The organism is Shewanella sp. Isolate13 (assembly GCF_022398325.1).
Lineage (GTDB): Bacteria > Pseudomonadota > Gammaproteobacteria > Enterobacterales > Shewanellaceae > Shewanella.
The window spans coordinates 192172-212348 of the sequence record NZ_JAKEVD010000002.1; the positions used below are offsets into that span (position 1 = coordinate 192172).

At 47.4% G+C, this 20177-nt stretch carries 15 protein-coding genes; 1 reads left to right on the forward strand and 14 read right to left on the reverse strand.

All coding sequences use genetic code 11. The features are described 5' to 3' along the window. Positions 1-72 precede the first annotated feature (72 nt). The 6 genes from L1D44_RS02075 to L1D44_RS02100 form a co-directional block, all read right to left on the reverse strand. The gene (locus L1D44_RS02075; protein ID WP_239888614.1) at positions 73-1953 is read right to left on the reverse strand and encodes a methyl-accepting chemotaxis protein; all 1881 of its coding nucleotides are present in this window, start codon (positions 1951-1953) and stop codon (positions 73-75) included. Between the two features lie 300 nt (positions 1954-2253). Beyond that, positions 2254-4134 (reverse strand): methyl-accepting chemotaxis protein, encoded by a 1881-nt coding sequence (locus L1D44_RS02080; protein ID WP_239888615.1) that lies wholly within the window; start codon positions 4132-4134, stop codon positions 2254-2256. 372 nt (positions 4135-4506) lie between these two features. Beyond that, positions 4507-7701, reverse strand: a complete 3195-nt coding sequence (putA, locus tag L1D44_RS02085) for a bifunctional proline dehydrogenase/L-glutamate gamma-semialdehyde dehydrogenase PutA (protein ID WP_239888616.1) — start codon at positions 7699-7701, stop codon at positions 4507-4509. A gap of 700 nt (positions 7702-8401) precedes the next feature. Then, complete coding sequence (locus L1D44_RS02090; RefSeq protein WP_239888617.1) at positions 8402-8977, reverse strand: TIGR04211 family SH3 domain-containing protein; 576 nt, start codon at positions 8975-8977, stop codon at positions 8402-8404. Between the two features lie 162 nt (positions 8978-9139). After that, the gene (locus L1D44_RS02095; protein ID WP_239888618.1) at positions 9140-10408 is read right to left on the reverse strand and encodes an inorganic phosphate transporter; all 1269 of its coding nucleotides are present in this window, start codon (positions 10406-10408) and stop codon (positions 9140-9142) included. A 25-nt stretch (positions 10409-10433) separates the two neighbouring features. Next, positions 10434-11114: a TIGR00153 family protein gene (locus L1D44_RS02100; protein WP_220768638.1), complete on the reverse strand. Its 681-nt coding sequence runs from the start codon at positions 11112-11114 to the stop codon at positions 10434-10436. Between the two features lie 232 nt (positions 11115-11346). Between L1D44_RS02100 and L1D44_RS02105 the strand changes: the two genes are divergently transcribed. After that, positions 11347-12834 (forward strand): CYTH domain-containing protein, encoded by a 1488-nt coding sequence (locus tag L1D44_RS02105; protein ID WP_239888619.1) that lies wholly within the window; start codon positions 11347-11349, stop codon positions 12832-12834. Positions 12835-12920: 86 nt separating this feature from the next. Here the strand turns inward: L1D44_RS02105 and L1D44_RS02110 are convergent, their stop codons facing one another. The 8 genes from L1D44_RS02110 to L1D44_RS02145 all read right to left on the reverse strand — a co-directional run bounded on the left by L1D44_RS02110 (position 12921) and on the right by L1D44_RS02145 (position 19857). Next, entirely contained in the window at positions 12921-13718 is a 798-nt protein-coding gene (locus L1D44_RS02110; protein WP_239888620.1) for an ion transporter, read from the reverse strand. A gap of 58 nt (positions 13719-13776) precedes the next feature. Beyond that, a complete protein-coding gene (locus L1D44_RS02115) occupies positions 13777-14106 on the reverse strand; it encodes a hypothetical protein (RefSeq protein ID WP_220768635.1) in 330 nt (109 codons plus the stop codon). Positions 14107-14222: 116 nt separating this feature from the next. After that, the gene (locus L1D44_RS02120) at positions 14223-14873 is read right to left on the reverse strand and encodes a hypothetical protein (protein WP_239888621.1); all 651 of its coding nucleotides are present in this window, start codon (positions 14871-14873) and stop codon (positions 14223-14225) included. Between the two features lie 11 nt (positions 14874-14884). After that, on the reverse strand, positions 14885-15574 hold the full coding sequence (locus tag L1D44_RS02125) for a PspA/IM30 family protein (protein ID WP_220768633.1): 690 nt from the start codon (positions 15572-15574) through the stop codon (positions 14885-14887). Positions 15575-15586: 12 nt separating this feature from the next. Beyond that, on the reverse strand, positions 15587-16000 hold the full coding sequence (locus L1D44_RS02130) for a DUF2170 family protein (protein WP_220768632.1): 414 nt from the start codon (positions 15998-16000) through the stop codon (positions 15587-15589). A 91-nt stretch (positions 16001-16091) separates the two neighbouring features. Beyond that, entirely contained in the window at positions 16092-17819 is a 1728-nt protein-coding gene (locus tag L1D44_RS02135; RefSeq protein ID WP_239888622.1) for a polyamine aminopropyltransferase, read from the reverse strand. A gap of 165 nt (positions 17820-17984) precedes the next feature. Continuing rightward, positions 17985-18884, reverse strand: coding sequence for a DUF350 domain-containing protein (locus L1D44_RS02140; RefSeq protein WP_239888623.1), 900 nt, complete (start codon positions 18882-18884; stop codon positions 17985-17987). Between the two features lie 13 nt (positions 18885-18897). Continuing rightward, on the reverse strand, positions 18898-19857 hold the full coding sequence (locus L1D44_RS02145) for a hypothetical protein (protein ID WP_220768629.1): 960 nt from the start codon (positions 19855-19857) through the stop codon (positions 18898-18900). Between the last annotated feature and the right edge of the window lie 320 nt (positions 19858-20177).

A 20177-nucleotide genomic window follows, 5' to 3' on the forward strand; every position in this document is an offset into this window, starting at 1 on the left:
AAATCGAGTGCAAAGAAAAAGCCCTGAATAATCAGGGCTTTTTTATGGGTAATTGGGTTTGTACTGCTGGTATTAGATTTTAAAACGAGAAACCCGCTCACTTAATCCGCTTGAGGTTTGCAGCATCTCTTGGGCGTTATCGCTGACCTCTTGGGTTTGCGATGACAGTAGGTGAGAGGTATCGCTGATCGCTTGAGTGTTACGGCTGATATCCTCTGAAACCGCACGCTGCTCCTCTGCCGCACTGGCGATCTGGGTCGCCATATCCGAGATCTCGGTGATCGATTGGGTGATGCTTTCTAGGCTATGTTTGGCTTGGTTGGCAAATTCGACACTGTTATGGGCGAGTTGTGTGCTCGATGTCATCGAGGAGACCGCTTGCTGGCTGTTTTGCTGCAAGGCGGTGATCATGGCGCGGATCTCTTCGGTCGAGTCTTGGGTGCGGTGACTCAGTACGCGCACTTCATCGGCAACCACAGCAAAACCGCGGCCTTGCTCGCCCGCTCGCGCCGCCTCGATCGCAGCATTCAGGGCTAGCAGGTTGGTCTGCTCGGCAATCGCCTGAATCGTCGAGAGGATCTGATTGATTTCGGTGGCGTTCTCTTCGAGGGCTGAAACCACCTTAGAGGCATCACCAAGTTGCTGTGACAAAAGCTCGATAGAGTCGCTGCTCTTAACGATGACTTCATTGCCTTCAATGCAGGCTTGAGTCGATACCTGTGCCGCATTGGCGGTCATCTCTGCATGGTTGGCGACTTCGCTAGCGGTTGCCGACATCTCATGGATCGCGGTGGCTATCTGATCCACATCTTGATGCTGACCATTGACGCCATCACTGGCTTTAGTGGCGATATCTGCAGAGTCATGGATCTGTTTGATCAGCTGTTCGGTATCTTGTGAGATGGCTTGCACCATCTGCTGCAAACTTGCGAGGAAGCTGTTCATATGGCGCTCTAACTGACCAATTTCGTCCTGCTTATCGGCAGGGAAACGTTGAGTTAAGTCACCATCGCCCTGGGAAAGCTTTTCGATGGCTAGGCTGAGTTGCTGAAGTGGCTTAAACAGATAGCTAACCGAGACAGACGCGAGCAATAAAATGATTAAAGCTAATACTGTTACCGCGATGAGCGATTGAATGATTTGCGCTTGTATTGCTTCGTAGGCGAGGGCTTTGTCTTCGACTAAGCCTAGGGTCCAGTTGGTGCCTTTTAGTGAAGTTAAGCGGATTAGTTTATCTTGGCGATCTTGCCATTCAATGGTGGCGATCTTGCCGCTATTGCGCAGAGCCTGAATAGTCTGTGGATTTAAACTTGCCGCTAAACGAGTCGCATCTTGCTGAGTGTAACTCCTATCTCTAAAAGCCAAGATCTTATTATTTTCATCCAGCAAGAATGCAAAACCGGCATTAGCGATATTGAGGCTATCGATCTGCTGGGTGATATAGCCGATGCTTAGGTCCGCCGCGAGCACTCCAGAGAATTGACCGTTAAAGCGTTTAGCTAAGGTCACGACGGTATCACCGGAGATATCCACATAAGGCAAGGTGGTGATGATCTCGTGGCTGTTGTAGGCTGCTTGGTACCATGGACGGGTGCGACCATCAAAATCGGCTGGGATCTCAACGGCTTTGTCGCCAGAGATCACCTGTCCGTTTTCTAATCCCATATACAGGTTAATAAAGCCACCTGCTTGAATGCTAAGTTCTAGCTCTTTCGCATTATCTAGGCCGTTTTGCAGCGGAGTCTCATTGGCTGTGATGATACGTTTCTTATCTGCTAACCAACTAAATATATTGTTGCTGACCGCATCGGCTTGCAGTGCAAAGCGGGTCGTGATGGCATTTTCTGTGTGCTGGTTTAGCTGCTTGGTCGCAATAAGGGCGAGTGTCGCTGTTATCGTCACTATGACGACTAAAACGGCGAGTTGGATCTTGTGCTTAATTGTAAGGTTCATTTTAATAATTTTGACCGACAAATCATTGGCTAAAGGCTGTCAGTACGGCAAGGTCTTGTTGAGAGTGGGCGGATTATAGGGGATGATAATTAGTTGAGCATTTGAATCGTTTCATCACTGAGAGATTTGTCTCAAATTATTAATAACTAATACTAAAATTACTAATGGTTACATAACGCAGAAACAACTATGTCAGCTGCACCTTTTATCGTTTAAATGTGATTGGAAATGTCACTAAAGGGGCGGTTTTATAATAAAAGCCCTGCATTAAACAGGGCTTATAGAGGCGTTATCGGCTATTTAGATCTTAAAGCGTGAGACGCGATCGCTTAGTTCATTTGAGGTCTGCAACATCTCTAATGCATTGTCACTCACCTCTTGGGTTTGAGACGACAGTTGATGAGACGTATCACTAATCGCTTGAGTGTTACGACTGATATCTTCAGACACCGCACGTTGCTCTTCTGCTGCACTAGCAATCTGGGTCGACATATCGGAGATCTCAGTAATGGAGTCGGTGATACGCTCTAGACTCTGTTTTGCCATGCTAGCGAATTCGACGCTCTGATGGGCGATATCTGTGCTCGATGCCATAGAAGATACTGCCTGTTGGCTGTTTCGCTGTAAGGTGGTGATCATGGCTCTGATCTCTTCGGTCGAGTCTTGGGTTCGATGACTCAATACGCGTACTTCATCGGCTACCACGGCAAAACCTCGGCCCTGTTCACCGGCTCGAGCCGCTTCGATCGCTGCGTTAAGCGCCAGCAGGTTCGTTTGTTCGGCAATAGCTTGAATCGTTGACAGGATCTGGTTGATCTCGGTAGCGTTCTCTTCGAGTGCTGAAACCACCTTAGAGGCATCGCCTAACTGTTCAGAAAGCAGCTCGATAGAGTCGCTACTCTTAACGATAACTTCGTTACCTTCAACACAAGCCTGAGTCGATACTTGCGCAGCATTGGCTGTCATCTCCGCATGGTTGGCGACTTCACTGGCAGTGGCTGACATCTCGTGAATTGCGGTGGCTATCTGATCCACATCTTGATGCTGACCATTCACACCTTCGCTGGCTTTAGATGCGATAGCCGAAGACTCATGGATCTGTTGGATGAGTTGTTCGGTATCGCTGGAGATCGCCTTAACCATCTGTTGCAGGCTCTCAAGGAAACGGTTCATATGGCCTTCAAGCAGACCAATTTCATCTTGTTTACTTGCAGCAAAGCGCTGAGTCAGGTCGCCATCGCCCTTAGATAGGGTTTCAATTGCATTGGTCAATTGTTGCAGCGGTTTGAACATCTGGTTCACGATGAAAGAAGCAATCATCAAGATGATGAATGCAAGCACTGCAACCACGATGAGCTTATTAACGACTTGCTTCTCAATCATTTGATAGGCAAGGTTTTTATCCTCAACTAAACCCAGTGTCCAGTTGGTGCCCTTTAGGTGAGTTAAACTGATCAGTTTCTCATTGCCGTCTCGCCATTCGATGGTGTTGAGCTCACCATTGTTGCGGATAGCCTCAATGTTTGATGGCGTTAATGTTTGCGCGAGACGGCTGGCATCTTTTTGCGCGAAGCTAGTATCTCTAAATGCGAGAACTTTATTGTTTTCATCCAGCAGGAAGGCAAAGCCTGCATTCTCAATCTGCAGATTATTAATCTGCTCCGTTATGTAACCGATACTTAAATCGGCAGCGATAACCCCCTTCATCGCGCCATTAAAACGCTGGGCCAGTGTCACTACTGCGGCACCTGTGATATCGATATAGGGAGGCGTGATGATCATCTCAGAGCCACTGTAAGCCTGGCTATACCAAGGGCGTGTTCGTGGATCATAATCGTCTGGCCAAGGCTGGCTCTTATCACCTGAGATGATATCGCCAGTATCAAATCCAGCATACACATCGATGAAACCGCCGCTATTGACAGATAACCATAACTCTCTGTCACTGTCTAAGCCTTGCTGTATTCGAGATTTGTTAGCCTTAACGATGCGCTTCTTATCTTCTAGCCAACTGAAGATATTATTACTCACAGCTTCGGCCTGTAACTCGAAGCGTGTTGAGATCGCCAGTTCTGTATCATGGATTAATTGGCGGGTCGACAGGGTTGCCAAGGTGCTACTAATGGCAAGAATAGTCACTAAAACGGCAAGTTGAATTTTGTGCTTTATCGTAAGGTTCATTTTATTTATCACTAATAAAATTTAGGTTAAGCAACCATTTTGGCTAGTAAGATCATGGAAGTGTAGATTAATCCCATGTTTAAAAAACGGCTGAATTATAAAGCAAAGGTTTTAAGTATGTATATCAGATTCATGATAAATGGGAGAGTTATCTCAAATATTACACAATGATAGAAGCGTTTTGTGTACGCAGGTGTGTAGCGTGTCAAAGAGGTGGAAAATTTACATGAAAACAATCCAGTACGGCATTAGGATTTCGGTGATAATGATGGCAGGCCTACCATCGTTAAAATAAAAGCCGACTGCAATACAATCGGCTTTCTAGTCAATTCACTCCCCTGCACACCTTAGGTGTACAGGGAAGGTTTAGCGCTACTCCTCGCTATCACCGAGTGACAGTAAGGTTGCATTACCACCAATGGCGGTGATGTTGTTGGTGCGGGTCTTTTCGGTGACGAAGCGAGTCAGGTAGTGTGGACCGCCTGCCTTTGGCCCCGTGCCCGATAGTCCCTGACCACCGAATGGCTGTACACCCACAACCGCACCAATTTGGTTACGGTTGATGTAGACGTTACCCACATTCACTCTGCTTGCGAGATTGAGTGCGTGACCTTCGTTACGGCTGTGAATACCTAAGGTCAAACCAAAGCCCGTTGAGTTGATCTCTTCGATGACTTTATCAAGTTCAGACGCCTTGTAGCGGATCACATGCAGGATCGGGCCGAAATGCTCTTTATCCAGCACCTTGATCGAATCAATCTCTACCGCCGTTGGCGCCACAAAGTGACCATTCTCGGTGCCCTCTGGTAACTCTAGCTGATTGAGTAAGGTGCCGACCTGCTTAATATGGTCGATATGGGCATTGAGGTTTGCTTTGGCTGTGGCATCGATAACCGGGCCCACATCGGTTTTGACCAAGCCTGGATGACCTATGCTTAGCTCTTCCATTGCGCCTTTCATCACATCGAGTACGCGGTCGGCAATATCTTCTTGCAGGAAGAGTACCCGTAATGCCGAGCATCGCTGGCCAGCGCTGGTGAACGATGAGTCAATGATATCGTGAACCACTTGCTCTGGTTGTGATGTCGAATCGACCACCATAGCATTTTGACCACCGGTCTCAGCGATAAGCGGAATGATCGCCCCTTCACGCATCGCCAGTGTGCGGTTAATCAGTTTGGCTGTACCTGTTGAACCCGTAAAGCAAACACCACCAATGCGCTCATCGGCAGTAATTGCCGCGCCAACAGTAGCACCTGTGCCTGGAAGAAACTGTAGTACTTCCTTAGGAATTCCCGCTTCGTGAGCGAGCTGAGTCGCACGGTAACCAACGATCGATGTTTGCTCGGCTGGTTTTGCCACTACAGTGTTACCAGCTGCTAGCGCCGCTGCCACTTGTCCTAAGAAGATAGCTAATGGGAAGTTCCAAGGGCTGATGCAGACAAAGATCCCGCGACCCTGTAAGAATAGCTCATTGAGCTCACCCGTCGGGCCAGGAAGCAGTTCTGGCTTAGCCATCATTTTCTTCGCTTGTACCGCGTAATAGCGGCAGAAATCCACGGCTTCACGGACTTCATCGATACCATCTTGAATACTCTTACCCGCTTCACGGGTACAGAGCGCGATGAGTTCTTCACGGTTTTCTTCTAGCAAGTCCGCAAGTTTTTGTAGTGCATTGGCACGCACTTCTACCGGTGTGGAACACCAGCTTGGGAATGCGGCATTGGCGCTTGCAAGGGCTTGCTCAACCGCTTGGTTGTTGGCAAAAGCAATTTTACCTACCACTTGTGTGGTGTCGAATGGACTCACCACCTCTTTGGTTTCGCCAGCTAGGGTCTCACCGTTAACCAGTGGACCTGCATGCCATGTGGTGTCTTTAAACTTGTCTAGTGCGGCGAAGAATGGCTCAGATTCGGAGATGATGTTCATATTGAGTCCCTTGGAGTTTTTGCGCGATGGGCCAAAGATATCGGCTGGCTGAACGATCATGTTATTTGAAAGTGTCTGGTACTTTTTCAAGGTCGTCAGTGGGTGAACCACGAGCGATTCGATTGCTACCTTAGGATCGACAAGTTTATGAACAAATGAGGTGTTAGCACCATTTTCCAATAGTCGTCGTACTAGGTAGGGCAAGAGTTCTTTATGTTCACCGATCGGCGCATAGATACGAACCCGAGTCGTAGGACTTTCGGCCAGCAGTGTATCGTACAGCTCTTGACCCATGCCATGTAGGCGTTGGAATTCGTAGAGACGATCGCCTGCCATATCCATGATGACCGCAACGGATTGAGCATTATGGGTTGCAAACTGTGGGTAGATGGCACCTCTCGTTGCATCTGACAGTAGGTAACGCGCAGAAGCAAGATAAGAGACGTCTGTGCCCGCTTTGCGAGTAAACAGCGAGTAGCCTCCTTCACCATTTTGCTGGGCCCACTTAAGCTCACTATCCCAATACGCGCCTTTAACCAGTCGCACCGGGATCTCATCACCTTGCTCTTTTGCAAGACGCGTGAGCCAACAAAGTACAGGTAGACCACGTTTGGCATAGGTTTGAACTACGATCCCCAGCAGTCCCCAGCCCTTAGCTGCATCTGAGTTGTAGAGCATTTTAAACAGCTTGAGGTGGAGTTCGAGTCTGTCCATCTCTTCGGCATCGATGGAGATCCCGACATTGAGGCTACGCCCCTGGACAATAAGTTTGATCAGCGTGTCATATAGCTCGCTGAGGACTCTATCTTCATTGGCCACTTCGTATCTTGGGTGAAGCGCCGATAGCTTGATAGAGATAGTGGGGCGAGGAGCCTGAGTTTCATCGTAATCTTGTGCGCCAAGAGCCGCGATCGCTGATGAATATTCAGAGAAGTACTTGTCGGCGTCAGCTTTAGTGAGCGCCGCTTCGCCAAGCATGTCATAACTGTGGCTATAGCCAAGTTTGCGATTGTTCTCACTGTTTTTAAGGCCATCTTTTATGCTTGTACCAAGAACAAACTGCTTACCCATGATCTTCATGGCAGCAAGCATGGCTTGACGAATCACGGGCTCGCCCATTTTGTTGACTAAGCGATTTAATAGGTTGCTTGGCTTACCGTCAACAGCTTGGTCTAGCTTGACGATTTTACCCGTTAGCATGAGTCCCCATGTTGACGCGTTCACTAACAGTGAATCACTCTTACTTAAATGTTCATCCCATTTAGCACCCGATAGCTTATCTTCGATTAACGCGTCAGCGGTAGCCGCATCTGGAATACGCAATAACGCCTCGGCAAGACACATCAAAATAATGCCTTCCTGCGTTTCTAGGCTGTACTGTTGCAAGAAGGCATCAATACCCACCATTAGGCCTTTCTTGTCATATTGGCGAACTTTCGCCACCAAATCATGGGCTCTTTTAGTAACGCGTTGGATCTCGTCATCACTAGATGGCACAAGTTTGATCAGTTCCGACAGATATTCATCTTCATCGACAATGTAGTTATTGGTGATGGCTTTAAACAGCTCATCGAGGGTAGCTGAGTCATAGTGACCTGCTAGAACTTCACTCGCTTTGAACATAGTAATCGCTTCCATCTTAGCCGCTGGGGCTGATTGCTTGGATAAGGTGTCGCGACAAAACCTCTGTTGTTATTCTTTTGTATACAATTCAAGGCCTCCGCGCGGCCGATTATAACCATAAAATGTGACGGGTGACAATAATGTCATATTTATTGTGATCTGCGTTTGATTTTGATTTTAAGAAATGCGCGCTAGCCCTTGTATTATAGGGCCTAGAGAAAGATTAAAAAAAGTGCAGCGTTTTAATCACATCGGCTTTATATGCGGTTTTACTGAATTATTACCGATGGTTTTCATAAGGTTCAGGACTTTACTTTCAACCGCTAAAAAATTACCTGATAAACCAATATGATATTAATAAGTGCAGCTTACATTGAAAATTTTTGCTATGAGAACGCCAATGCTTTGCCCTGTGATTAGTCGCTGGCGTAAGTTACAAAAGTCTGAGCGGTGAGCTGGGGAGGGGATGAGGTTTTAAAGACGCCCATTGAGAGATAAGCTAAGTTAGTCGTTAAAGTGAGTACTCGAAAGCTTATAAACAGGCTTGTGTAGGACTTTATTGGATCAGTAAGGTCGTAAGCCGAATAACATCCGCTTGTTAAATGAGGCGCTTATGAGCGATTGTGAGGCTACTTTATGAGGTCCAGCCAATAAAAAAGCCTGTATATACTCAATACAGGCTTTTAATGTGGTTTACTTACTTATAAATAAGCGATTACCAGCGGTTCTTAGGCTTACGCTGTGGCTTTGGCAAGTAGACTAAGATGATACCTAAAATCAGACCACCGGCAGCAATATAGCCACCTTGTTTCCACATCTCGAAACGCTCGTTCTTCTGCATGCTGGCAAGCTTTGCCTTGGCGCTATCGCGTTCGTTAGTCGCACTGTCTAGGGCTTTTTGAGCCGCAGCAAGTTGAGACTTAACTTGGCTAAGCTCTTGAGCATTGCTGTCGCTGCTATCAAGGGCGGCTTCAAGTTTGGCCTTAGTCTGCTCTAGTTCAGCTTGAATCGCTGGAAGCTGTACGCGAAGGCTTGGTTTGGCGCTTAGCATCTTGCTCTGGATCCAGCCTTCACGACCCTTATGGTCGATTATCTTGCTGTAGTCGCCTTGAGTTTCATTAAGTGAAGTCACCTCTTGACCAGCTTCTACGCTGCCCAAGATCCGGAACTGCGTCCCAGCCCCACCATGAAGGTAGATGTAAACATCATCTGAGATGTAGCGCGTTTGGTTTGCGGCAAGCAAAGAGGGGGAAAGTAGCATCATTCCCGCAATAATTAGAAGTCTTAACACTAATCTATTCTCATCTACGAAATTTAGCCCACATGCTAGGGATTTAAAGGGGTTAATGCAAGTGGCAAAAGAGGGATAAAACGCAAAAGGGAAGTTTGATACAAAAATTATCAAACTTCCCTTAATATTACGTGATTCTTGTAAAGCCGATGTTGCTCAACCTTAGTTGAAAATACCTTTAATCATGAAGAAGAACATGATCGAAAGACCAGCACCCGCTGGAAGGGTTACAACCCAAGAAACCACAATGTTACGTACCACACCGATGTTAATCGCAGCAATACCACGAGCCATACCCACACCTAGTACCGCACCCACAAGTGTTTGCGTAGTTGAGATTGGTAGACCTGTACCCGATGCGATAACAACGGTTGATGCCGCTGCAAGCTCAGCAGCGAAACCACGGCTTGGTGTAAGGTGAGTAATGTTCTTACCGATGGTTTGCATTACGCGTTGACCAAAGATAGCAAGACCCATAACGATACCCACAGCACCTAGAGGCAGAATCCACCAGACTAGAGGCGCAGTGTTGTTAATCTGACCGCCGCTTTCAACAACCGATACAACAGCTGCTAGAGGGCCAATCGCGTTAGCAACATCGTTTGAACCGTGAGCGAATGCCATACAACATGCGGTCACAACCATTAAGATAGCGAATACTTTCTCAACGTTACCAAACTGTGTTTGACGGTCAGCCTGGCTGTCCATCTTAAGGCGCTTAATGGCGATCATACCGCCAATACCTACAAGTATCGCTAGAACAACAGCTAGGGCATACGCTTCAACGTTAGTGAAATGTAGGCCAACGTGCTTAAGTCCTTTCTTGATAGTCACTAGCGACATAACGAAGCCAGCCAACGCCATATAGAAAGGAACATAACGCTTAGCGTTTTCTAACGGGTTGTCAGTGTTGAAAATAAGCTTTTGTACGCTCTGGAATATCATAAAGGCGATAAAGCCAGATATTGCAGGAGTGATGACCCAAGAGCCTACGATACCACCTACTTTGCCCCAAGCTACCGCATCACTACCCACACCCACTGCGGCGAAACCAACGATGGCGCCAACAATTGAGTGAGTGGTCGATACAGGCCAGCCTAAAGCAGAAGCAACAATCAACCAGATACCAGCAGCAAGCAAGGCTGAAATCATACCGTAAACGAGTAGTTCAGGTGAGTCGATGAAGTAAGCTGAGTCAATGATACCTTTACGGATCGTACTCGTTACTTCACCACCCGCTAGGTATGCACCAGCAAACTCGAAGATCATAGCGATAATGATCGCTTGTTTAATTGTAATAGCATTAGAACCTACTGAGGTTCCCATTGCATTAGCTACGTCGTTCGCGCCAATACCCCATGCCATTAAAAATCCAAATACAGCCGCAATGCCAATAAGCCACGGGCCATTGGTGACTAATACATCAACCATGTTATTACCTTGATAACCTTTCCGATTAGACGCGAGCTAACATTAGCTCTAGGCGGGAACCGACTCGTTCAGCAAGATCTGCCAAGTCACCAACCCACTCAATTATCTTGTAGAGGAACATTACATCTACAGGGTTTAATTCAGATTCGATAGCGTAAAGCTGTCTACGGATCTTAATCTGTAAGTCATCGGTATCCTCTTCGATAGAGTCGAGTTCACCAATCATTTTAGCCACTAGATCCACTTCACGGCCTCTGAAACCTGTTTCTAAAAGGTCATCGAGTTCGTTAATTGCTTCTTTAGACAGAGACACTGCATCGATGCAGCGCTGTAAATAGGCAATAAATGGTTCTTGAATGGCTAGAGGTAATTCTAACTGTCGGCCAATGACACGGCCGGAAATGTCTTTTGCTTTGTTAGCAATCTTATCTTGCTGGGTTAATAGCTCCAGTAAGTCAGTACGCTCAACAGGCATAAACAGACCGCCAGGCAGAGTCAGACGGATCTCACGCTTTAGTGAGTCCGCTTCTTGCTCTGCAGAGCTAATTTGCTTACGTAATTGAACGGCTTTGTCCCAGTCTCCTGCGACAGTAGCTTCAAAAAATGGGACAAGTAATGACGCACAGTCGTATACTTTGTCGATATGCTCTTGAAGAGGCTTAATTGGCGATTTTGCAAACACGCCTAAAATAGAGTTTACTGGCATTGCCGTGTACCTATTTTGGTTATTCCACTATTGGAAAAAGCGGGCGCATGTTAACCCAAGCGGCCGCGTAAGAAAACTGTGTTTTTATATTTAAATTGACAGTTTTTTATTCTAGCTAGTTATATCCTAACTGCAAAGCGGATCCTACGGCGATATTATTACAGAAATATTACACTGTGTATCTTTAGTGACAGTTTGATTAATTTTTAATGACAAGGTGAACGGTAGATCGATGGAAGCTGAAATAGAGCTGAAACTTTTTTTTAATGAAAACCATAAAAAAAACCTTATAAACCTGCTAGATAGCCTACCCAGTTGTGATGGGAAGGGCGTAGAGAAACTAACAAATAGTTACTTTGATACTCCAAACCTCACTCTACGAAAATGGGACATGGGTCTGCGGATCCGCGGCATTAATGACCATTTAGAGCAAACAATTAAGACCGCTGGCCAAGTTATAGGCGGTATCCATTCCCGCCCCGAATTTAATGTTGATATAGATCAAGATTTTCCGAAATTAAATTTATTCCCGAATGAAATTTGGCCTACAGAGTCAAATATCGATCAAGTTCAGTCTGAACTCCAGTGTCTGTTTAATACCGATTTTGAACGTCAGAGCTGGCATATTTTTGTTGATGACAGCTTAGTCGAGGTCGCTTTAGATGTTGGCGAGATCCGAGTCGATGACAGCTTCGAGCCTATCTGTGAGTTAGAGTTTGAATTGCTAGCGGGCGATACCAGTGCGTTATTGACCTTAGCGGGCTTGGTCAGTCGAGAGATCCCGGTACGCTTGGGCAAGGCCAGTAAAGCGCAACGCGGCTACCAATTAGCTGGCCAATCCAGTGTCGAAACTATTGAAGCACTTAAGTTTATTGAAATAGACCCAAGGCAGAGTCTTAAACAAGTGGCAGTTAATTTGTTGGCAGTCGGCCTCGATCGCTGGCAGACCATAGAGGCGATGATGTTAGCGCCCAAGCAGTCAGTGATGTCCTTACCAACGCTGAGCTACCGCTTACGTGCCTGTATTCGTTTAATTAAAAGCACGCTGAAACAGTTTGAGCTGCTTGAAGATTCATTCCAAACCGACTTCGATAGTATCGAGCAGCGACTTAATTTTATTGAAGAGGGGCTAAGCCTCTACAGCATCATTGAAAATAATGCCGCGTTAGTGGCAAAGCTACCTATGCATCAGGCGTTGGTGGATGTGGCAACGGCTAAGCTTGAGCAGTTGGATATTATTGGCCAAGTTGAGCAGTTACTTGGCGACCTCTGTTATGGCCGATTACAAGTGCACTTAGTTAGTCTGCTGATGCAGTTAAATGATGGTGAAGTGATCATCGACAAAGAGCTAGATCTGAGAAGCTTTGCCGATAAGATGCAGGAAAACTCCTGGCAGAAAATTTTAGACGTGATGCCGCTCGACAATGAGTTGAGTAGCTCCGACTATCTTTCGGTGGCTAAGGCACTCGATGACAGTATTTTTGTGGGTGTCGCCTATGGTGGACTCTACAGTGAAAAATCACGGGATCAATTTAGAGCGCCATGGCAGGATCTGGCGCTGGGGATCCGTACGCTAGCAGCCTATCGCCAACTAAAGTCAATTAGCGAGACGGCTTATTTGGATATCAGCGATTGGCTTGAAAATAAAGAGCAGAGCTTAGTGCAGGCGATGGAGTTCTCGCGCCGAAGTGCGATGCAGAGTGAGCCTTATTGGCGTTAATCCCTGTTCTATTCGCTTAAATAGAAAGCCCACATTTTTTTGCATTAGCAATAAAGAGTGGGCTTTTTGTTGGTCGAGTCGATAGGTTACTCCGACTTTTTGTCTTGTATGGCTTGCTTAAGCTCGTCAATTTCCGCTAGCAGTTTTTGCTGATTATCTTCCATGCGTCGCAAACTGGTGTTGAGCTCGGAGCGGATCTCTTCGGCATGGGTATCGAGTTTTTCTGCTTCGTCTGGCGAGACGAATACCGATGCCATATAGCCTGAAATCACACCGAAAAAGCTCACGCCACAGACGATGACGACGCCACCTATGATATGACCTGCGGTGGTGACAGGGTAATAATCACCATAACCTACGGTTGAGATGGTGACCAAGGCCCACCAAATCGCACTCTCGGCGGTATCGATATTGGCCCCTTCTACACCGCTTTCCACGATCAGCACCAATACAGACGATAGGGTTAAAATAATGACTAGCGCGACTAGCAGGCTAGCAACCGTTGCCTGTCTGCGCTGCTTGACCATGGGAACGATCAATGAGCGGGTCATACGAATGAGGCGGATCACTCGCAAAATTTGGAATAGACGCGCCATACGTAGTGCTTCGATAGCGGGGATACTGGCGATAAAATCTATCCAATGACTCTTTAAGTAATCGACTTTATCACTGGCTTTAAAGAGTTCGAAAAAGAAGTTAGACATGAAGATAAGACAGATACTGAAATCTATCATAAACAATAGTCGCTTCGTTTCGCCATCGACGCGACCGAATGTCAGTACCAGTACCACAATCACTGATAGCAGCGATAGCAGCATCATGGCTAGCTGACCGGGAGTGGGGGGCGTTTCAGGCTGAAGTAGCCAGCGCTTTTTTGTTGCCATGGCTTAGATCCGTCTTGATTGGTGCCAGTCCGTGTTCATCTGGCACCATGTTTTGTGCTTATTTGTCGGCACTAAATTGTACTAAATCATCTAACACATGCTTTTTAATTTCAAGTTGTTGATCTGCTGATAGATTGTATTTCTTCGCCAAAATCTCATAATCACTCGGACTCAATGACACGGTAAGACGGGGGCGTTTAGGGCGTTTAGTCACGCTTAACCCGAGAATTTCCCTGATCTGATCCGATGGACTCACGCCAGCATCGAGTGCTGCCTTACGGATGGCATATTGGAATTTCTCATCCAGATCGAAGGCGATTTGAGTCGCTTTGGCCGCTTTTTGGTTTTGTTGCCACTGCGCGGGTAAGGGATTTTTTTGTTTGGTCATGGGGACTATACCTAAATTTACTGATCCGTATTAACAAGGTACGGAAACTCTTCCATGCTATCATTCATCGGAGTTGAAACAGAAATGGTTCTAGATCTGCATCTAGAACCATTGATTTATTGGCCCGGCCAATATTCTCTGATATCTGATAGAGGTCGATAGAGGGTGAGCATTACATCGGTATCACCGCTTTCATAGACCTCGACATCGACAGCCTTGTCTTCGTTATCGTCAAGTAGCTGATAGGACTCAAACGGCTCACCGGTTGCGCCATCGGCATCTTGCGGAGGCCTAAGGCCACGGTAATCTTGGCGGTGGAAATAGCCAAAGTTGCCAGATGTGACTTGATGATAGTGAGGTGATAACCACTGCTCATAATCATTTAAGTCTGCCGCTAACGGTTGCGTCGTTAACTCGGCTTTACCTTCTTCTTCGAAAATCTCACTGAACTGATCGAGATCGAAGAACTGCTCAACCTGGCCACGACTTATCTTAATCGAAAGGGCCAGATAGGTTTCGTCATCCTCATCAAGACCGAGGAAGATGGCATCGCCACTGTGACCTTTTAGCACCCACTCTGTCTGTTGTTTACGCTGATACTCATAGGTGTTCACCGCTTCAACTCGCAGCTGCTGACCACGAAGTTGTGGGGGCAGCGCAAAACTGTCATCAAGGGAGATATGATCTCCCTTGATGAGTTTTGATGGGTGGTCGAGTTGACGTTTAGGTTCCTCTTTCTTGCCAAATAGGCGGTTTAGAAATCCCACGCCAGTCTCCTTTAGCCCTTACGCGCTTTAATGCGATCCAGTACGGCGTTAGCGTTAGACTTCTGCTCGCCAATACCTGCTGCGGCTAGCTTGTCATGTAATGCCTTATCGCTGTTCTCTTCCGCCAGCGTTTCAGAAGCCTTTAGGCGATCATCAAATGATTGCTGACGCGCCTTGATTCGCTCTAGTGAATCCTTAGCGTTAAGCAGCTTTGAGTTGCTGCCCGCAAACGAATCGGTAATCGTCGCCGTGGCTTTTTGCACGCTTTCGGTCGTCTTAACCATAGTCAGCTGACGTTGGTAATCGGCAACTTGACGCTCAGTCTTGCGCACAAGCTCTTTTAGGCGAGTCGCATGGGCGCTAAAGCTGTCGTTTGCCGCTTGCTGATCGGCCAGTTCTTGATCAAGCTGCGCAATCTTTTCTGCCACTTCAAGTGCTAGCGGCTCGTTGCCTTTTTCAAGGGCTTGCGTCACATAGCCTTCATGCTCGGCTACAGAGCGCTTTAGGCGATCGACTTCACGGCTCGCTTGCATCTCTTTCGCCATCACTTCGGTTAGGTCGCGCTTAGCCTTAGTGAGGTGCTTCTCTGCATCACGAATTTCTTGTTCGAAGATACGAGTAGAGTTTGCATCTACGATGCTTTGGCCTACTTCAGTGGCACCGCCACGGAAGGCTGTAAGAATTTTGTTTAGAATGCCCATGATGTGGCTCCTTTAATTCAGGTAATCGACGAGTTCGTCGATGACTTCGAGACAATTATCAGAAAGAACAGATAGCTCCTGCTCGATCTCTTGCATGCTTGAATGCACTGATAGTGCACCGTAAACCACGTACTTATCGTCAATCTTGGCAAACGATGACAGTGGCATTGGAATGTTGAGCTCTAACATGGTCTCAAACATCTCAGCACGTCGTTGTTGATTTACTTCATCCTCGCCCCATAAATAGCTGATGCAAAGGATCTGGTTGTCCGTGACCGATACGAATACCGGGATCTCTTCACGACCAACTACGTTAACTTGTAAGACTTCCACGTCACCATTAATTGGATAACAATCAAATTGAAAGCCAGTATGGCTGTTGTCGCCAAGTTCATTTAGGTGGTTGGCAATTGTGTGGATATTCATATTTGTCCTTATTGACATATTATGTCTGTGATTAAAGATAACACTGCGACATAATATGTCAAGCGCTATCTTTACGATTCAAAAATAAACTCTACTGATTTTCTAACCAAGCCTGCTGATGGTATTGATACAGCTGGCTTGAACCTAAAACATTGGGCTTAATCTCTGCCTTATCTTGATAAAAGTTTCCTGGAAACTCGAAAGCTGCATGGATCAGACCTGGGGTTAGCCAAGGATCATCAACGGGCAGTTGCTGCACACTTTGTAGCCTAGCTCGGGCACTTTTTCCACCTAAGGTGGCGATGCTCCAGCCCCATTCACCAAAACTGGGTACATTATGGTGGTACTGGTCGACATTAAAGCCAGCGAGCTCCAAGGTCTTGCCCACTGAAATAAAGGCGTTAGGGGCATGATAAGGTGACGTCGACTGTATGGTTAAGGCAGCGTCATTACTCATTAGTTCCTTAAGCTTTAAATAGAAGGCATCGGAATAGAGCTTGTTAAGATCTGGGTGACTAGGGTCTGGCAGATCGACAATAATCGCATCGAACTTTTCCTCCTTGGCCAGCAGTTTATCGACACCGTTAAAGGCATCGTCATACATAATTCTGACTCGGGGATCGTTAAGAGCATCTTGGTTGAGTGCCAACAGCGCCTTACTCAGATGCTCAGGCATATCGCTCGATGGTTGCTTAAACAGCTCGACCAACTCGCTGTCTAGATCCATTAGGGTTACCTGCTCAGGCTGCCATTGCAGCACTTGGGTCAGGCCTAAGCCATCACCGCCGCCAATGATCAACACCTTGTCGTGACGCGCGCTGGCCGCCATGGTTGGGTGCACTAAGAAGGAGTGATAGATATGCTCGTCGCTGCTAGAGAACTGCAGCCGACCATTGATATAGAGGGAGTGCACCGGACCTAGGCCGTTGCCCCTTAAGCGCTCGGTAAAGGTCAGCTGCTGAAAACGGGTCGCCTTGGCGTAAACCACCTTGTCTTTATAGAGCAGGTTATTAAAGCTCTGCTCCCATTGAGGACCATGCAGGGCCAGCATGACTAAGATCCCGGTGGCGATGAAGTGGCCTACTAACAGCAGTTTTACATGGCGTATTTGATGCCAGAAGCGCCAGATAAATAGAAAACCAGCGAGTAGGTTAAAGCTTGCCGTGAGCGCCGCAGCCAGCTGAATATCGATAGCCAACATAAAGCCGACCCAGATGGCCGCACCAATACCGGCACCAACATAGTCAGCGCCATAGATGGTGCCCGCGTTGTGCATTAGGTGCGCCTCAGACAGCGCTTGGCGTACCCGGGCGATAAGTGGGATCTCCATACCTATCATCAGGCCGAGCAATACGCCCCAGACATAAGGCAGATATTCGCTGAGCTTTTGCAGCGTACCAATAAAGCCGCCATCGGGCAGCTGATCGGCGGGTAGGCCTAAGGTATTGGCGATAACAAGGGGTAACTGCTGACCAAAGCCAATCACCGCAGCGGTGATTAAGATCGCCAAAGATCCACACAGGGCGACGCAGAGCTCCAACACTGCAAAGCCTGTGAAAGCACAGCGAATTTTACGGGCGGCAAAGGCGCCGAGGCCCATGGAGACGATCATCAAACCTATCATGGTGTAGATGGCGGCTTCTAACGCACCAAGAATACGCCCTGCATAATGGGATAGTAGATACTCGTAGATTAGGCCGCAGCCAGCGAGTACGGCCATGATGCCGAGCAGTAAGGCATCATCGAACCAACCGAGTTTGCCCGATTCAATGGTTTTATTATGGGTTGAAGTGGTAGCGCTGCTTGAATTGGTTTGCATTGGGTGTCGGTAGCTTATTTTTAATAGATAATTCTTAGTCGTGAGCGTTTCGATTCGAGGCCGTAGTTATTCGAGATAGCCGCTATTCAAAATCCTGTTAATCGCCAATCACTAAGCAGGACAATAGAAAAGGGAGCGCAGCGAGCGCTCCCTTGCTTTGTCACCTTAGGCCATCAAGGCAGCGAGGATAATGGCAATCGAGACGCTGATCGCCATCTCCACAGCGGCGAGGCCGATATTGTGTTGCTTCTCAACCTCTTCACATAGATCGATCTTGGCCAGTACCAGCTTCTTCACGAGCTTGATAAGCAGCATCAAAGAAAGCAGCATCACTACAGAGAAGATCAGCCAGCCGATCAGGTTAGCGACATAGGCATGTGGGTCGAAGATAATGAAGTGACTGGCTGCGTTGAAGCTAAAGGCCATGGCAAGCATATAGCCGCTATGGCGAATCGCTAGTGCCACATGTCCTTGAGCAAAGGCCTCTTGCATCGATGCGCCTTGGTTGCGTTTAGCATAACGGTTCTCGCGTGCGCGGGTGAGCAGCACTAGCATCAGCTGAGAGATAGCAAAGGCACTAAAGATGGCGATAAAGGTATAAACCGTAAGATCTTCAGCCCACAGCAGTACCGAGCGGATGATAATCGCTGTGGCGATGGCTACGGTGGCATCGACGATGGCGACCGAGAGGTTGCCCTTCACTATTAAGGCATTCTTATCGATATCATTAAGGGCGATTTTATCGTGCAGGAAACGGCCGAGCTTAATCAGCACTAGGCCAAACAGACCATAAGCGGTCATGCCGATGGCTTCAACTAAGTAAGACTCGGCGGCTTCACCAGTAATGGCACCGGTTAGCACAATCCCTAAAGCCATCACTGCACCCGCGGTACTAATACCGAAGGCAAAGTTGTCGTTTTCGGCTAACTCATGGCGGCTATTTACCTTTACCGTCCATCCCTGTAGGTAGCGCATCAAGGCCAGTAACAGCACGGCAATCGTGATGTCGATAAATAGAATGATCATCAGCTCTGGGGTGAGGCCGTGGTTTTGTAAAAATGTCATAAGAGTTCCTTAATTATTTGCCTCGGCGAACACCGCGAGTGGTACGACTGCTGGAATTACGGAAGCTGCTGTCCTTAGAGTAGTTAGAGCGGAACTTGCTCTTGCTGCTCGTGGTGCGTCCTGTTGAACTGGCCTTTGGCGTGCTGCTACTCTGTCTCGAAAGGCTGGTTGAGCCAGTACGCGACTTGGCGTAAGGGCTATCGAACTTACGACCTTGAGAGTTAAATTGTTTCTTAGTGCGCTCATAGGTTTGAGTCTGTGCTCTGGCCTGCTTTGGCGAAGTGTAGCGGTAACGGCCAACATCGTTGTAGTAACTGTAGTTACGACGACTAGACCAGCGATCGTAACCGATTGGGCCACGGGTCAGGTTGGAAAACATGGAGTACATGCCGTACCAAGCCCAAAATGACATGCCGTTCGAGCCGGTCTGCCAGCTACCGTAAGCTGGGTTGCCCACTAATTGACTGCCAGCACCAAAGTCTTCTGCGCCATTGGCGAGTGCCGCCGCTTCACGACTAATAGAGTTAACCCGTGCCAGTGCGCCATCGGACATATCGGCGACCACGTTCAGGGGGTCGGACAGCATATCGTTAAACAGGCTAGGATCTGCCGCTTGATAGAGGTTTTCTACTTCGGCAAGTTGCTGATCGATATCGACAAAGTTTGCAGGGTTTTGCGACTCGGTTAAGCGCCGTGTGAGCGAGGTAAACATAGGGCCACGATTAGTCGCATCGGTGGCGAGCTCGTTTAGCAAGGGGCTTAAATCGGGCTTTTGCTTTTCCAATACTTGAACGTATTGCTTAAGCAAATTCGCATTACGGATCTGACCGTCACTCAGCATAGTGCTAAGGGTGTCCAGACGCTGCTGTGTCAGTTGCTGATACTTAGCAACTTGAGCGGGTCTATCATCGCCGCATCCTGCGAGGGCGAAAACCATTAAGACGGTGAGAACGCGGATTAGCATTCCTGCCATAGTTTCTCCAAATTGGGGTGTTGTACTTAAAGTGGCCAACTTCATATCGCTTAATGCAGGGATACACAGGCCTAAAAGACCGATGAGTCTTAGTTAATTAAGTCTTTTTCACTTGCTGAAACATTGAATTCGCAAGAGAAATTATTTGGCTTACTGCAATTGCCACTGCTTGAGTATAGTATTGCTTATTAGAGCACAAAAACACTACCGTTCCTGTTTTCATGGCGCAGTTAGAGAAAAAAGCCTCAACTGGCCAACATTATTAGCAAAAGTTGCTCACAATTATTCACGCTCTATCTATATCATCAACGACATAATAT